12 protein-coding genes are annotated in these 14990 nt (G+C 74.8%); 2 read left to right on the forward strand and 10 right to left on the reverse strand.

What is annotated here, in order from left to right; all coding sequences use genetic code 11:
• Positions 1-8: 8 nt before the first annotated feature.
• Together ACFYYB_RS36270 and ACFYYB_RS36275 are read left to right on the forward strand one after the other, a co-directional pair.
• Positions 9-965, forward strand: coding sequence for an aromatase/cyclase (locus ACFYYB_RS36270; RefSeq protein ID WP_389441641.1), 957 nt, complete (start codon positions 9-11; stop codon positions 963-965).
• Positions 966-1115: 150 nt separating this feature from the next.
• Positions 1116-3260: a condensation domain-containing protein gene (locus ACFYYB_RS36275; protein ID WP_389441643.1), complete on the forward strand. Its 2145-nt coding sequence runs from the start codon at positions 1116-1118 to the stop codon at positions 3258-3260.
• 73 nt (positions 3261-3333) lie between these two features.
• Here ACFYYB_RS36275 and ACFYYB_RS36280 read toward each other — a convergent pair whose 3' ends face one another.
• Genes ACFYYB_RS36280 through ACFYYB_RS36325 form a run of 10 tightly spaced genes read right to left on the reverse strand, consistent with a single transcriptional unit; the run spans position 3334 to position 14943 of the window.
• Positions 3334-4596 (reverse strand): MFS transporter, encoded by a 1263-nt coding sequence (locus ACFYYB_RS36280; RefSeq protein ID WP_389441645.1) that lies wholly within the window; start codon positions 4594-4596, stop codon positions 3334-3336.
• Positions 4597-4645: 49 nt separating this feature from the next.
• The gene (locus tag ACFYYB_RS36285) at positions 4646-5932 is read right to left on the reverse strand and encodes a M16 family metallopeptidase (protein WP_389441648.1); all 1287 of its coding nucleotides are present in this window, start codon (positions 5930-5932) and stop codon (positions 4646-4648) included.
• Positions 5929-7239, reverse strand: a complete 1311-nt coding sequence (locus ACFYYB_RS36290) for a M16 family metallopeptidase (RefSeq protein ID WP_389441651.1) — start codon at positions 7237-7239, stop codon at positions 5929-5931. The genes ACFYYB_RS36285 and ACFYYB_RS36290 overlap by 4 nt, the downstream gene beginning before the upstream one ends.
• Positions 7227-7793: a GNAT family N-acetyltransferase gene (locus tag ACFYYB_RS36295; protein ID WP_389441653.1), complete on the reverse strand. Its 567-nt coding sequence runs from the start codon at positions 7791-7793 to the stop codon at positions 7227-7229. Before ACFYYB_RS36295 ends, ACFYYB_RS36290 begins: the two co-directional genes overlap by 13 nt.
• Positions 7783-8721 (reverse strand): aminoglycoside N(3)-acetyltransferase, encoded by a 939-nt coding sequence (locus tag ACFYYB_RS36300; protein WP_389441655.1) that lies wholly within the window; start codon positions 8719-8721, stop codon positions 7783-7785. Before ACFYYB_RS36300 ends, ACFYYB_RS36295 begins: the two co-directional genes overlap by 11 nt.
• The gene (locus tag ACFYYB_RS36305) at positions 8708-10681 is read right to left on the reverse strand and encodes an alpha/beta hydrolase family protein (RefSeq protein WP_389441658.1); all 1974 of its coding nucleotides are present in this window, start codon (positions 10679-10681) and stop codon (positions 8708-8710) included. Before ACFYYB_RS36305 ends, ACFYYB_RS36300 begins: the two co-directional genes overlap by 14 nt.
• Positions 10678-11964, reverse strand: a complete 1287-nt coding sequence (locus ACFYYB_RS36310) for a TfuA-like protein (protein WP_389441661.1) — start codon at positions 11962-11964, stop codon at positions 10678-10680. The genes ACFYYB_RS36305 and ACFYYB_RS36310 overlap by 4 nt, the downstream gene beginning before the upstream one ends.
• Complete coding sequence (locus ACFYYB_RS36315) at positions 11961-13154, reverse strand: YcaO-like family protein (RefSeq protein WP_389441665.1); 1194 nt, start codon at positions 13152-13154, stop codon at positions 11961-11963. The genes ACFYYB_RS36310 and ACFYYB_RS36315 overlap by 4 nt, the downstream gene beginning before the upstream one ends.
• Positions 13151-14080, reverse strand: a complete 930-nt coding sequence (locus ACFYYB_RS36320) for a JmjC domain-containing protein (protein WP_389441668.1) — start codon at positions 14078-14080, stop codon at positions 13151-13153. The genes ACFYYB_RS36315 and ACFYYB_RS36320 overlap by 4 nt, the downstream gene beginning before the upstream one ends.
• Complete coding sequence (locus ACFYYB_RS36325; protein WP_389441671.1) at positions 14080-14943, reverse strand: JmjC domain-containing protein; 864 nt, start codon at positions 14941-14943, stop codon at positions 14080-14082. Before ACFYYB_RS36325 ends, ACFYYB_RS36320 begins: the two co-directional genes overlap by 1 nt.
• Between the last annotated feature and the right edge of the window lie 47 nt (positions 14944-14990).

Here is a 14990-nt window from a genome sequence, read left to right on the forward strand (position 1 = left end):
GTGTGGCGATGCCTGTGCAGCAAGTACACCGGACGTCCTATGCGGTGGACGTGAACGCGCCCGCTGGCGTGGTCTACGGGCTGATCGCGGACACGACGCAGTGGCCGCTCTTCATCCCGCCGAGCATCCACGTCGAGCGGCTCGACTTCGACGGCTCCCAGGACCGGTTCCACATGTGGGTCACCGCGAACGGGAGGGTCAAATCGTGGCTGTCGCGCCGCACCCTGGACACGCCCCGGCTGCGGATCGACTTCCGCCAGGAAGTTCCCGCCGACCCCGTCGTGGCGATGGGCGGCAGCTGGATCGTGGAACCGCGGGGCACCGACCGCTCGCGGCTGACCCTGCTCCACGACTTCGCGGTCGCCGGCGACCGGTCCGCTGACGTCGACTGGACCAAGGAGGCCACCGACACCAACAGCCGTGCCGAGCTGGCGCGGCTGAAGGAAGCCGCGGAGCGCTGGACCCGGCTCGACGGCCTGCTGCTGTCCTTCGAGGACTCCGTGCGCGTCAACGGACCGGCCGATCTGGTCTACCAGTTCCTCTACGGGGTCGCCGACTGGCCGGAGCGCGTGCCCCACGTCTCCCGCGTCGCCGTCACCGAGGACGAGCCCGGCGTCCAGCTGCTGAGCATGGACACCGTGACCTCCGACGGAGCCGTGCACACCACGGAATCCGTGCGGGTGTGCTTCCCGCACGCGGGCCGCATCGTCTACAAGCAGACCGTGACCCCGGCCCTGATGGCCGCGCACACCGGCGAGTGGTCGCTGATCCCGGACGAAACCGGGGTCACCGCGATCTCCCAGCACAGCGTGCTGCTGCGGGAGGAGGCCGTCGAGCGGGTCCTGGGCCCCGGCGCCGACCTCGACCGGGCCAGGACGTACGTGCGCGAGGCCCTCGGCCGCAACAGCACCGCCACCCTCAACCTCGCCAAGCGGTACGCGGAGACCGCCATCCGCACCCTGTAGGCGCGCGGCCCCCCACGGCGCGTGGCGACGCTCCGGCGGGACTCCGGCGGCGTGTCAGCGGCATATCAGCGAAATGTGGGCTTCGCGCGCATACTCCACCCTCCTGACGTGTGACGCCGCCCGGTGTGACGCCGAGACGAGGGGGAGCCGATGAGCGTTGCCATGACCGTGGTCATCGCGCCCGGCTCCGCACCGGCGCTGGACCTGCGCGGTCCCCTCGATCAGGACGTCCTCGCGGCGGCCCTCGCCGCGCTGCCCTCGGGCACACCCACCCTGCGCCGCCACACGGCGACGCACCACACCCTGCACCTGTCCCCGCGCCACTCCCCGGCCGGCGCGGTGGCGGATCTGCTGACCGCCCCCGGAGCCCGGCCGCGAAAGACGCCCGCGCGGCCCGAGGCCTTGCGGACCGCGTGGGAGAGCGCGGCCCCGGAGGAAGCGGCCGGGCGGAACGCACCCGACCCCTTCGACCCTCCGGCCGGCGCGGCCGCGCGTCCGGCGGCCGGACACCCCGCGAGCGCGCGCCAGCGCGAGGTGCTGCTCGAGGTCCTGACCGGCAGGCCCGGCGCGGGCCTGCACGTCGAGCAGCTGCACTGGCGCTGGTACGGGCCGCTGGACACCCGGCGGTTCCACGCCGCCTGGCAGGCCGTCTTCGCGCAGGAGCCCGTGCTGCGGGCGGCGTTCACCGACCGCGCCCGCACGGACGGCCCCGGAACCGCCCCACGGGTCGTCGTGCACCCGCAGGCCTCACCGGAGCTCGTCCGCCACCACCACGGATCCGTCGACTGGCACTCCCTGCTGGTGAGCGAGCGGCTGCGCGCCTTCGACCTGCACCGTCCCGGGCTGCTGCGCGTCGCGCTGCTGGACGAATCGGCGGGGTCCACCGGGCCGACCCGCATCGCCCTGACCTTCCACCACGCCATGCTCGACGGCTGGAGCGTGCGCCTGCTGCTGCGCGCCTTCTACCGTGCCTATCTGGCCGAGGGGCGTCCCACCGGCGGCGAGCGCCGCCCCGATCTGCGCGACCATCTGCGCTGGCTGGCCGACCAAGACCTCACCCCGCCCCGCGCGTTCTGGTCCGTCGCCGCGCCCCCGGCCGGCTCCCTCACCCTGCCCGGCCCGGCCGGGCCGACCGCGGGAGCCAGGACCCGCCGGGGCCACGGGATCGCGCGCCAGCGGCTGACCCCCTCCGAGGCCGCCCGGTTGCGCGACTGGGCCGCCGGGCTCGGCGTCACCGAGAGCACGGCGCTGCACGCGGCCTGGGCCCTGCTGCTGTACCGGGCCGGCGGTTCGTGCCGGGCGCCCGCGCCCGTCGCGTTCGCCATGGCCGTCTCCGGTCGCGGGATCGCCCTGGAGGGCGCCGCCGGCCTCCCCGCCCCCCTGCGCAACGCGCTGCCCGTTCACGTCGACGTGGACCCCGAAGCCCCGATGGAGCGTCTGCTGGCCGAACTGCGCGACCGGGCCCTGGGCGCGGCCGCGTACGAATGGGTCTCGGAGGGCCAGGTCCACCGGTGGAGCGGGCGGGACCTCCCCGACGACCTCACGGACTCGCTCGTCGCCTTCGAGGCCCCGCAGGGCCCGCCGCCCGACCCGGACGGCCGGGACCCGCTGTGGAGCGAACTCGACGCCGAGGGCGTCCGGGTGGACCTCCCGCAGGCCGTGGGCCCGTACACGCCCAAGCCCATCGCCATCAGCGCGTGCCACGACGCCGAGGGCGCCCTGCTGCTCACGGCGGTCAACGACCGGACCCGGATCGCGGACCCCGAAGCGGCCGAGGCACTGGCCCGGACCGCGCGGCTGCTGCGCGAGGTCCTGGTGTCCGTCGACGGCACGACCACCGTCGGGGAGGTCGTGCGGACCGTGATCGGCCTGCCGGTGCCCCGGCCGGTGGCGGCCGCCCCGGTCCCGCCCGGCGGCGGGCTGCGCGAGCTGCGCGCGGCCGCGCGGCCCGGCGCCGGCGTGATCCTGCTCGTACCGCCGCCGGCCGCGCCCGAGACCTGCTACGACGCCCTCGCACGGGCCTATCCGGGCCCGGAGGCGCTCACCACGGTCACCGCCCCGGTCGACACCGGGGTCTGCCTGGCCGCGGTGCGCACCGCGCTCGCGGCCGGTGAGCCGCTGCTGCTCGGCTGCTTCTCCGGAGGCGGGAGCGTCGCCTACGAGGTGGCGCAGTGCATCGCCGCCCACGGCTGGCTGCCGCCGCTCGTGGCCATCGCGGGCACGGCGGACGGGAGCTCCGCCTCGGTGCGCGACCTCGCGCGCACCCTGGCGGCCGCGGCCGGGCAGCCCGGCTGAGCACGGGCCCCCGACACCGCCGGGGGGCGGCGGCGTGGGCTCGTACGAGGCCGGGCCGCCGGGCCGTACGGCGTCAGGCGGCGACGGCGGCGGTGTCCGTGGCGGTGTCGGTGGCGGTGTCCTTGGCGGTGGTGCGGCGGGCGCTGCGGACCGCGGGTCCGATGGCGGCCGTACCGGCCAGGAAGACCAGGCCCATCGCCAGCCAGCCGACCGAGTCGTGGGTGGTCACCAGGAAGGAGACCACACCCGGACCGACCGTCGCCTGGACGACGACGTGCAGGTGGAACGCGCCCAGGTACTCGCCGCGAGCCTCGTCGGGGGCCAGCCCGAAACCGAGCCCGAAGCCGCTCGCGGACTGCCACAGTTCGGCGGCCGTGAAGAGCAGGACCGCCACGACGGCGATCGCGCCGGTGCCCCACGAACCGGTGAAGCCGCCCACGGCCAGGGCCCCGCAGGCCGCCACGGAGATCACGCCGGCCTTGCGGGCGGCGCCGACCGCGCCGTCGAGGGTGTCGGCGCCCCGGGCCGCGGCGACCTGACACAGCACCACCAGCACGGTGTTCGCGACGAGGACGAGCGGGACGACGCCGCGCGGCAGGTCGGTGTTCTTGACGATCCACAGGGGGATGCCGACCAGCAGGACCGCACTGTGCAGCGCCAGGAGGCTGGACGCGCCGATCACGGCCAGGAAGGGCTTGTCGCGCAGCACGCGGAACCTGCCGCTGGCGCCGCCCGCGCTCGGCCGGACCTCTGACTTCGGCAGCCGCAGCACCAGCGCCGCGGCGAGCAGGAACGTGAGGCCGTTGCCGAGCGGCAGCAGTTCCAGCGCCGTGCCGCCCAGGCCGATCAGGCCGGCGGCGGACAGGGCGCCGAAGGAGAAGCCGACGTTGAACAGGGAGCGCAGCGCGGCCCGGGCCGTCACCCGCTGCTCCTCGGGGACCAAGTCCATGATGAGCGCACCGAAGGCGGGACCGCAGCCGAACTCCAGGGCGCCCACCGTGATCACCACGGGATAGAAGGACCAGGCCGAGTCGACGAGCGGGTAGAGGGCGTAGACGGCCCCCAGCAGGACGAGCAGCACCGTCAGCAGCTGCCTGGCGCCCATCCGGTCGGCGACCCGGCCCAGCAGCACGCTGGAGAGGAAGCCGCTGAACCCGGCCAGCGACAGCCCCAGGCCGACCACGGCGGCGGGCAGGCCCGTGACGACGACGAAGTACACCGCCGAGCCGGCCATGAAGAGGCCGCCGCCCAGGCTGTCCACGAAGTGCAGGGCGCCGAGCGTCCTGGCCGGTCCCCTCAGCGAGGAGAAGTTGTTCCGGATGAATGACTTCAGCACGATGTTCCCATCGTCGTTCCCATCGTCGTTCCCATCGTCGTTCCCTTCGTCAGGAAGAGGGGGCAGGGGCGGGGACGGCCGGAGAGACCAGCACGCCGACGAGCCCGGGCGCGCGCAGATGGGTTTCGGCCGCGCGTGCCACGTCCTGTACGGACAGGGCCCGTACCCGCGCCTCGTAGCCTCCGAGCCACTGCGCGGGCAGGCCGCTCGCGAGCGTCCCGGCGAACACGGAGGCCAGGCCGGAGCGCGACGAGCAGGCCATCGCCATGGAACCCACCGTGAAGTTCTGGGCGTTGCGCAGGTCCTCGGCGGTGAAGGAGCCGCTCGCCAGCCGGTCCATCTCCGCCTCGATCAGATCGAGGGCGCGCGCGGTGCCGTCCGGACGCACGTCGGCCTCCAGGGTGAAGGCCGCCGTCTCGCCGAGCGGGTCGAGGACCGCGCGCGGCGCGTACGCCAGCCCCTCGCGCTCGCGCAGGATCAGCGTCAGCCTGCTCCCGAAGTAGCCGCCGAGCATCAGCACGGCCAGTTGCAGGGCCGGATAGTCGCAGTGGGTGCGGCCCGGGACGTGACCGCCCAGGCGGATCAAGGTCTGCGGGACCCCGGGGGACAGGACGGTCGCGGGGGCGGCCGCGGGGTGCGGTCCCGGCCGGACCGGTGGACGCGGCGCCGCGTCCGGTGCGGCCGGGAGCAGGCGCTCTGCCGCCGTCAGCAACGCGGCGGCCGGCTCCCGGCCCACCGCCACCGCACGGCGTGCGGCCGCGGGCGCGCTCGCCAGCAGGCCGGCCAGCCGCTCGCCGGTGACCTCGTGGGCCTCGGCGGCGGAGGCGGTACGGCCGAACGGATGCGCGCCGTAGACCGCTGCCAGGAAACGGGCGCGGGCGACCAGCGGAGCGTGCCCGCTCGCCTTCGCCAGCCGTGCGGAGACCCGCGCGGCGGCCTGCCGCACCCGCCCCTCGTCGAACAGCGCGTCCGAGCCGAGACAGTCGCCGATCCGCGCGCAGACGTCCGCGAAGTCGTCGGTGAACGTACGGGCGGAGACCACGACACGGTCGCCGCGCGCCTCGGCCCGGACCACGGCCAGCGAGCCCGCGGCCGACTCCAGGGCGTCCCGCAGCGCCTCGGCCGCCACCTCCACCTCGGTGGCGTGCAGGTGCGCCCCCTCGCCCGTGCCCGGGACGAGCGGCAGCAGCAGCCGTGCCTCGGCGAGGTCCCCGGTGCCGGTCCGGTCGATGCCGATCACGGCACCGCGGTCCAGTGCGGTGGTGCGGTACGCGGGTGCGGTGAACCGGGGCTCCGCCGGGGGTGCGGGGGTCGCCGACCACGTCGGGGGCGTCATGACCGGTCTCCCGCCGCCGCGAGGATGCGCGGGCCTGTCGTCGTCTCTTCCCCGGCCACCACGGGCAGGCTGGTGATCCGGGCCGCCGGGGCGCTCGCGTACCGCGCGGCGAGCCGGGCCACCTCGGCGGTGGGCAGGGCACGGATCCGCGCGGGGAGCCCGGCCAGGTACGCCGGATCGCCGTGTACCGCCGCGCCGACGCTCAGCCAGGAAGCCTGGCCCGCCACCGAGTCGAGCTCCGCGTGCAGGTGCAGCGGCAGCTGGCGGCGCAGTACCGTCAGGGCCTCCTCGACTTCCGCGGAGCCCGCGGCGATCCGGGCGAACAGCGTGCGCAGGCAGCCCTCGGCCTCGTCCGGCGAAACCCCCACCGGGTGCGGGAACTCCACCGCGAGCAGCGAGGAACGCGCCACGTCGAAGGGGTTGCCGGTGCGGTTGACCCGGGCCCGGAAGGCCCCCCACGGCCGCGCCCGGCCGTGGCAGTCGCACGCCTCGCCCATGACCTCCAGCACCTCGCTGAGCAGCACGGTCGCCAGGTGCCCTACCGGATCGGTGCCCGGCTCGGGGATCCGGAAGCCGCATGCGGTCCGGCCGGCGGGGGCTATCCGGTCCGCGCGCAGCCCGAACCGCGGGCTCGCCAGCGGACCCTCGGCGGCGGGCTCGCGCTGCCGGGTCCCGCGGGCGGGGACCGGCCCGAGGACCCGCTCCACCAGCTCCCGCGCCCGGTGGGGGTCGAAGTCCCCGACGAGCGTCAGGTGGATGTTGCCGGGAGCGTACGAGCGGTCGAAGAAGGCCTGCAGTTCCGCCGGTCCCAGCGACTCCAGCGCCGTGATGTCGCCATAGCCGTTGTGCCGGTTCTCCCAGGAGTCGTGCAGCAGTCGGGGCAGGTCGAAGAGGACCATGCCGCCGTGCGGGCGCTGGAGGACGTTGCGGCGTATCTCGGCCTGGACCACGGCGATCTGCGCACGGACGTGCCCGGCGCTCAGGTCCGGCTCGGTCAGCCGGTCGCGCTCGATGCGCAGCCCCAGTTCCAGCCCGTCGGCGGGCAGGATCTGGGTGTACTGGGTGTAGTCGTTCGAGGTCCTGGCGTTCATCGTGCCGCCGATGGACGTCACGGCGGCGGCCAGCGGACCACTGCGCGAGGATCCCTGGGCGAGCGCGTGCTCGAGCAGGTGGGCGGCGCCCGCGACGGGTTCGTTGCGAAAGCCGGTTCCCACGTGCAGGCAGGTGGCGACCACCTGGCTGCCCGGAAGCGGCTGGAGCAGTACGCGCAGGCCGTTGGCCAGCCGTACGGTGGTCAGGCCTGCCATGGCTCCTCCTCGGCGAGATCGGATGTGTCCCGGAACGGCCCGTCGCCGCGCAGGGCGGAGAACAGCACCTGGTCGTGCCAGCGCCCGGCGCGCCACTGGGCGGCGCGCAGCACGCCCTCGCGTACGAAACCGGCCTTCTCCAGTGCCCGTTGTTCCGCGAGGTTGTGCAGGTCCGTCCAGGCCTGGACGCGCTCGGCGCGGGTGTGGTCGAACAGGTAGCGCGCCAGCAGGTGCTGCGCCCCGGTGCCGGTGCCCTTGCCCCGGGCGGCCGGCAGCAGCCCGATCGCGATCGTCCAGCAGGCGGAGGTCCGGGCCCGGCCCCAGGCGGAGGCGAACCATTCGACGCGGCCCGCGGTCTGCCCGTCGACGGTCACGGTCAGGGTCCCGTCGTCGGGGCCGAGCAGGCCGTCTTCGGCGAAGCGCCGGCGCAGCCGGTGGGTCGGGGTGAAGCCGAACCACTGGAAGGACCCGGTGCCCTCCTCGGTCGCGAACTCCGTCTCGAACAGGTCGAGATCGGCCGCCGTGACCGGGCGGAGCGATATGTCAGACGTCATGGCGCACGACTCCTTCGGGGAGCGGGCCGTCGGCGTCCACGACCGAGCGCCAACCCGGCGGAGCGACGGCCCGCCGCAGGTCACGGTGGGCGGGCAGCCACCGCGTGGCGAACCGGACCAGGGCCCGCAACGGCACCGCACGGCACACCGCGGCGCCGACGACCGTACTGGCCATGGGGTTGCCGGAGGCCTCGTACGCCTCGCCCAGCGCGTCGAAGTCGCCCTCCCAGACCAGGATCTCCGGGACCTCGCGCCAGCGCGTCCCCGCCGGACCGGCATCGGGGCCGGCCTCCGGAAGCGCCCACAGGCCGGATCGCCGGCCCGGGTACGGCGCGTCGTACTCGGCGAGGTGGAGCGCCGTGCACTTGTTCCACGGCGTGCCGAGCATCAGCACGGTGGCGTCGAGGTCCCACAGCCGCCCGAGCGGGCTCTGCGCGGACAGCCGGTACGCGTCCGGATGGCTGCGTACGATCTCGTCGGCCCGCGGCCCCTCGGCCACGAACGACACGTGCGGGTGGCCGGAGCGCCTGGCCCCGGGCAGCGAGCGCAGCAGCTCCGGCAGTACGCCCATGGTCCGGGAGACCGGGGTGCCCTGCCTGTCGAAGACCGGCATGGCCGCGGCCGCGCCGGCCAGGTCCGTGCCGGCCAGGTCGGGGGAGCGCCACGTCGAGGGATGACACAGCTGCGGGGTGAAGGCGGGCATGACCAGGGTGCCGTCCGGACCCACCGCGTCCCGCAGCGCCCACTGGACCGACTGCGCGCCGCCCACCACGAAGCCGAAGCTGCGCAGCGACGTATGCACGATGACGACGCCGGAGCCGGAGCCGGAGCCCGCGGCCTTGGGGCCGAGCCCCAGGGCGGCGAGGCCGCCGGCGATCTGCCCGCGGGTCACCAGCCGCCGCGGCGGAGCTGCCTCATACCCGGGCATCGAACCCCCTCATCGCCAGCTCCGCGAAGCGCTCGGCGAGCTCGCCGGTCAGCTCCTCCGGAGCCGTCTGCGAGCGCTCGCCCGCGAGTTCCGCCGCGCATGCGGCGAGCACCCAGCGGTACCAGGCCCGGATGTTGCGCGGCCGGCTCAGCCCGTGCGCCTCGGAGCGGAAGAACGCCACCTCGCAGCGGACCCCCTCACGGACCAGCGCGCGATGGGCGCGCAAGGTCTCCGTCGGGGGCACCAGCCCGTCCTGCAACCCGTGGGAGAGCAGCACGCGGGTGCCGGCGCCCACCGAGTGCGCGGGCAGGCTGTGCTCCCGAAAGTGCCCGCCCCGCGCCGTCGGGTCGCCGTGGTCGCGTACCCACTGCCAGCCCACGTCGCTGGTCTGCGCCACCTGGGCGAGGTCGAGCGGTGACGCGTGCGCGACCACCAGGGCGGGCTGCTGCGCCGCGGCCGTCACGAGCGAGAGGTAGCCGCCGAAGCTGCCGCCCATCAGGGCGAGCGGGGTGTCCGACAGGCCCGCCAGGGCCCGCAACTGCGCCACCTGGGCGACCGCCGCCGGGGCGACCTTCGTACGCCAGTTCCGCCAGCCGGACCGCGCGGCGGGCACGTACCCGAGCGAGAGCGGGGGCTCCACCAGGATCACGGCGTAGCCGTCCGCCACGAACGGCCAGGGGTTCCACCGCCAGGACCACTCGGTCCAGCTCTTGAACGGGCCTCCGTGGAAGAAGACGACGGTGCCGCGCACCGGCCCCCGGTGGGGCATGCAGAGCCAGGAGGCGAGCGTGCCGTCGATGCCGGGCACCACCTGCGGGTGGTACGACAGCGTCCCGGGCAGCGCCGGCAGCCGGCTGGCCTCGACGCGCCGGCTGTGCCCGGACATCAGGTCGATGACGTCGATGGCGGGCGGTGCGTCCAGGGCCGACACGAGCACGGCGGCGCGGCCGTCGCAGACCCGCACGCTCTCCACCGAAGCGGCCGTCGGTACGTCGGACCAGGCGGCGCGGTCGAGTTCGTACGCGAAGAGGCGGCGGCGCGGCCCCGTCTCGGCGGTGCACAGCAGGCGGCCGGGGCCGTCCCAGCCGACCGGGCGCTGCCAGGTGTCCGGCGGTGAGTCGAGCACCGTCAGCTCCAGCGAGCCGGAACGCACCAGGCAGGCGGTCTGGGAGGGCGGGAGGTCGTCGCCGGGCACCACCGTGCCGAGATAGGCCACGTACTGTCCGTCCGGTTCCTGCACCGGATAGCAGAGGTCGATCCCGTCGAAGAGCAGCTCGCGCATCGGGCCGCCGCCCGCGCCCACCGGCACCGCCCGCAGGCCGAACCGCCGGGTGCCGTCCTGGAGGTGGTGGCAGACGCCCACCAGCAGGGTGGCGGAGCCCGCCCAGGCCACCTCGCCGGTCAGCGAGGCACCGAGCGGCGCCGTCACCGGGATGCGGCGCGCCGGGGCGGACCCGTCGACCGCGAGCAGCCAGATCTCGACCTCTCCCTCGGGCCGGCGGGCACTGCCGAGGGAGGCCTCGGGTCCTTCGGACCAGACGGCGTCGGATCCGGCGAGCAGCTCGTCCGGATGGGCGCCGAGGGCGCGCGCCGTGCGGACCACGCACGCCAGTTCACCGGTGCCGGGCCGGGGTACCAGCGCGCACACGTCGCCCGTGACGTGGTGCAGGATCCGTTCGGGGCCGCCCGTGACGGACCGTACGGCGACGACCTGCCGGCCGCCGTGACGCACGTAGGCGAAGCCGCCGGGGACCGCTGCCGCCTCGGTGGCGTGCGGAACCGACCAGCTCGCCCGGCAGGTGCCGGAGGCGGTGCGCTCGTAGCAGACCAGGCTCTGCACCAGGGATCCGGCGCCGTCCGGCACATCGGCACTCAGCAGCAGCCCGTCGCCGGTGAACGCGGCGAGGGACTTCGGCCGCGGCTCGGCGCCCAGCGCCTCGACGAATGCGGTGGAGGTCATGAGGCCACCGCCGCGTCGGCCAGGCGGCCCACGAGGGCCAGGTCGAACGCGCCGGCGAACCGGGCGGCTTCCGCCTCGTCGCGGAACCCCCGCTCCAGTACGCACAGCCGGTACTCCTCCGGCCGGTGCGCCTGCCACAGGCCGCGCAGCAGCTCGTGGCAGCGGCCCGCGGGTACCGGAGGTGTCCCCGCCGGTGCGAGCAGCCGCTCGCACCACTGTTCCAGCTCGGCGAGGGAGCCCCCGGCGAGGGCCTCGGCGGGCAGGCCGGCATAGGTGAGCCGACCCGGGCGCAGCCGGAAGGTACGGGCCAGCAGCCGCTCCTCGGGGCTCCAGGCGACGGTGGCCGCCGTCGGCCGGGCGAGCCGGGCGGCGGCCCGGGTGGCGGGAGCGAACCCGGCCTCGCCCAGCAGGGCCGGCGCGGATCCGCCGTGGCGTCCGGTCGATTCCGCGGCGACCCGCAGGGCGTAGGCGCGGTGGCGGTCGGGAAAGTCGGCGGCGAACAACTGGAGGCAGGCGAGCGCGAGGCGGGAGCCGATCGGCGAACCGGGCCGCAGCGGCCTGTGGTCGAACTCCCACTCGGCTCCGTACGAGCTCTGCCACACGGCTCCCGCCAGCGTGGGGTCGGCGGCGTGCGCCGCGCCGCTGCCGCGCTCGGCCGCGAGCACGTCCAGGGCGGCCAGGGCGTCCCGGGTCTTCACGTCGCCGTGGCGGTCGATGTGCCGGAGCACGGACCGCATCTCGTCGCGGAAGCCCTCCGCGTGGTGTTCCAGCGCCCGCTCGGAACGTTCGGTGAAGTGCAGGCGCCCGGCGACGCGTTCGATCAGCGCCCCCTCCTCCGCACCGATCGCACCGGCCGCCAGCAGCTCGGACACCGCCGTGCGCACGGAGACCATCGCCACCGTCAGGCGACGGCCGCCGTCCTCCTCACCGGCGTGCAGCACACCGACGTCGGCATCGGCGACGAGGTGCCCGGCGCGGGCGGCCGCGTACACGTGCCCCAGGCCGCGCATGCCGAAGTCGGCCAGCTCGGCGGCGCGCAGCGCTCCGAGGCTGGCCGCGCCCGTGACGCGTACCCCCCGAGCCAGCTGCGCGAGGATCTCCTTGTGCCGGATGGGAGCGAAGTGCTGGTAGACGCCGTCCACGATGAGCACCTCGTCCCCCGCCCGCAGGTCCAGGGCGAAGAGGTCGCCGTGCCGGACCGGCGGCAGGTAGGCGAAACCGTTGTCGGGGCGGACCGACGGCGGCAGCGTCGGGCCCACGAAGGCGATGCGACGGGGTGTCACGCGGTGCTCCTGCCGGTGAGTTCCTGGGGCCTGGGGTGCTCGAGAGCGAGCCCGAGCCCGGGGGCGAAGACCTGGACCACGGCGGGCCACGGCTGTGAAGCGGGGGTCAGGTCCACGGCGAGCACCGGCAGGCCGGTGCGCTCGTGCACGGCCGCGACCAGGTCGTCCAGTGCGTCGCCCAACGAGCCGGCGGGCGCGGGCGCCGAGGGCATCGCCTCCGAACGCCGCGGCAGCGCGCGCGGGCGCCCCGGGCGGGCCCCCTGGATCCGGAAGGTCCATTCGGGAATGTCGTCGCGGCCGCCGCTGATGACGGAGGCGCGGCTCTGCACCGCTTCCAGCAGGGCGCGTTCCGCCGCGATGGCAGGGTGCGTGTGGCAGCCGGAGCCCCCGAAGACCTGCCACATCTCGGGCTGGGTCAGCCGGCAGGTGTAGGCGAAGGTGCCCGGGAGGGAGGGGATGCGCTCCAGTACGGCCTCGGCGCCCGCCTCGCGGATCCGCGCCAGTACGGGGGAGAGCCGATCGCTCACGCTGTCGGGCTCGGTCAGGACGGGGTCGGCGGGGGTCAGCCGGGCCAGTGCGTCCCGCTCGGCCAGCTCCAGGAGTCCGTGCAGGGCGGCCTCGACGTGGTCGTTGCCGCCGGCCAGGCCGTTGGTGGTGGTGACGAACGTGGCCGGCTGCCACTCCTGCGCGCCCCAGCCGCGCAGCCCGACGGCGGCGGCGGGAACCAGGCCCGGAGCGCCGGAGACCAGGTCCCAGGCCCGGACCCAGTCCAGCCGCGTGCGGTCGTCGGCCAACGAGACGGGATGCAGCGGGAGATCGGCGACGCCGTAGCCGGGTGCCACCTCCTTGGCGCCGCCGCGGGCCACGACGGCCGGACGGGCCTGCTCGGCGGCGGCGACTTCCAGGGACTCCATCACGGCCGAGATCCGGCCGCTGCCGTGGTCCAGGCCCTTGCCCGCGCTGGCCACCAGGGTCGCCGCGGCGGGCCGGATCGCGGTCCACACGGGGATCCCGATGGTGTCGAGGCCGGTCAGGTCGGCGACGCGGGTGATGCCGCGGTCGGCGAGCAGCGGGGCCAGCCGCGCCCAGGTGTCGGCCGTACGCGTGGACCGCAGCGTGCCTTCGGTGACGGCTGCAGGGCCCCCGCCGGTCAGCCAGGGCGCACGGCGCGAGCCCTGCAGCCGGGTCACCGGTGCTCCCTGCGCAGGGTGACCGCGGAGTCGAGGACGGCCTTCTCGTCCGCCTCGGCCAGGTGGGCGATCAGGGCCTCGCGCAGCAGCCGGGTGCGCTCCGGCAGCGGGTGCCGGTGGTGGGTCTCCTCGAACGCCGCGAAGCGCGGGTCGGCCATGAACGACGCCAGCAGCACGTTCGCGAGGTTCTCGGCGGTCGGCTCCTCCACGGTGATCGCGATGTGGATCGAGTTGCCCTCGCGGGCCGTCGCGAAGTGCGGGGTGCCGTGCGGCATGTAGAGGACGTCGCCCGGACGCAGGGTGACCTCGACCCGGTGCTCGTCCTCGATCGGCCCCTCGTGGATGGTCGAGTCGCTGGTCGAGCCGGGGTGGATGCGCCCGAACGTCCAGTCCTTGACGCCCTGCACCTGCAGGACGAAGACGTGCGCGCCGTCGTAGTGGGCCCGCATGGCCGTCTTGCCGGGCGGGCTCAGGAAGACGAAGGACTCCAGGCCGCCGCGGAAGTGCCGCTGCATGCCCTGGACGAGCTCGCGGATGCGTGGGTGCCAGTGCTCGGGCTGGTTGAACTTGAAGGTGCCGCCGGCCGCGAAGTCCGCGTAGATCTGTTCCGGGCGGATGTAGCCGGCCAGATCGTGCCCGACCACCGTGCGCTGGGTGGACATGTCGCTGATGGCGGTGCGTACGCCCTCGTTGAACACGGTGAAGTACGGGCGGGACAGCAGGCCGCAGTCGACCTCGTCCCAGATCTCCTGCTCGGAGATCAGTCCGGTCAGGTCGGTCGGGGCACGCAGCACCACGGGCTGGTTGGCCCAGTGGTCGCGGAAGAAGGCCGCGGGGTCGCCCACCAGGTGGTCCAGCAGGGTCGGCACGCCGTCGGCCGCCGGGGCCGCCGCGGCCGTCTCGGGAGCGTGGGTTGTCACGGTCATCAGCCGATCGCCTTCCGCATCGTGTCCACTGCCGTCTGTGCCCATGCGCCGCTGTCGAGCTTCTCCGCCTGCTCCAGCAGGGCCGCGCGAACCTGTGCCGTCCGCGCTTCCAGACCGCGCTGGTGGAAGTGGTGCACGAGTTCCTCCTCGTCATCGAGGAAGCGCTTGAGGAACGCCTCGACGAGGTCCTCGGGGGTCGGCTCGGTGAGGGTGAAGGTCAGGTGCAGCGAGGAGCCGTCCCGCGCGACCGCGTCGTGCGGCCAGCCGTGCGGCAGGTAGAGCACGTCGCCCGGCTCGAGCGTGAACACATGGGTCGGCCGCGAGCTGTCCACGTCGAGTCCCGCGCCCGCGCCGACCTGCTCGGGCTCGGCGTACAGGTGCCACTCCTTGCGGCCCTCGAGCTGGATGACGATCACATGGGCCGCGTCGCGGTGCGGCAGCATTCCGCGCGAGTCCTCGGGGGTCCAGAAGACGTACGAGTTGACGGCGGCGGTGAGGAACTCCTCGAGCCCCCGGGACACCTCGCGGGTGGGCCGGTGCCAGTCGCCGAGCTGGTTCAGCTTGAGGGTCGCGCCGCGCTCCATGTGGCGGCGGACCGCGGCGGGGTTGGGGTACCCGTCCCGCTTCTGACCGATCACGTCGCGCACCGTGGTGTACGAGGTCACGGGCGGCACCTCGCCGTGCTTGAGCAGAGTGAAGTAGGGCCACCTCAGCAGGCTGGCGTCGAGCCATCTCCCGATGTCGGCGGAACCGAGGAGCTCCGAGGTGTCGACGGCGTTCCGCACGATGCGGTGCGAGACGCCCCAGGCGTCTGTGAGAAGCCGGTCGCGGAGCGTTGCGGTCAAGGACGCGGCTGCGGTCATGCGGTGATGCCAACCTTTCGGGCTCGGGCTCGGGATCAGAGGAGCCC

This window comes from Streptomyces sp. NPDC002886 (assembly GCF_042888445.1).
Classification (GTDB): domain Bacteria; phylum Actinomycetota; class Actinomycetes; order Streptomycetales; family Streptomycetaceae; genus Streptomyces.

Excerpts from the sequence above, each read along its gene's own strand:
- ACFYYB_RS36275 (WP_389441643.1), top strand. The coding sequence starts at position 1,116 with ATGAGCGTTGCCATGACCGTGGTCATCGCGCCCGGCTCCGCACCGGCG.
- ACFYYB_RS36270 (WP_389441641.1), top strand. The coding sequence starts at position 9 with ATGCCTGTGCAGCAAGTACACCGGACGTCCTATGCGGTGGACGTGAAC.
- ACFYYB_RS36300 (WP_389441655.1), bottom strand. The coding sequence starts at position 8,721 with ATGCCCGGGTATGAGGCAGCTCCGCCGCGGCGGCTGGTGACCCGCGGG.
- ACFYYB_RS36320 (WP_389441668.1), bottom strand. The coding sequence starts at position 14,080 with ATGACCGTGACAACCCACGCTCCCGAGACGGCCGCGGCGGCCCCGGCG.
- ACFYYB_RS36325 (WP_389441671.1), bottom strand. The coding sequence starts at position 14,943 with ATGACCGCAGCCGCGTCCTTGACCGCAACGCTCCGCGACCGGCTTCTC.
- ACFYYB_RS36290 (WP_389441651.1), bottom strand. The coding sequence starts at position 7,239 with ATGGCAGGCCTGACCACCGTACGGCTGGCCAACGGCCTGCGCGTACTG.
- ACFYYB_RS36305 (WP_389441658.1), bottom strand. The coding sequence starts at position 10,681 with ATGACCTCCACCGCATTCGTCGAGGCGCTGGGCGCCGAGCCGCGGCCG.
- ACFYYB_RS36295 (WP_389441653.1), bottom strand. The coding sequence starts at position 7,793 with ATGACGTCTGACATATCGCTCCGCCCGGTCACGGCGGCCGATCTCGAC.
- ACFYYB_RS36285 (WP_389441648.1), bottom strand. The coding sequence starts at position 5,932 with ATGACGCCCCCGACGTGGTCGGCGACCCCCGCACCCCCGGCGGAGCCC.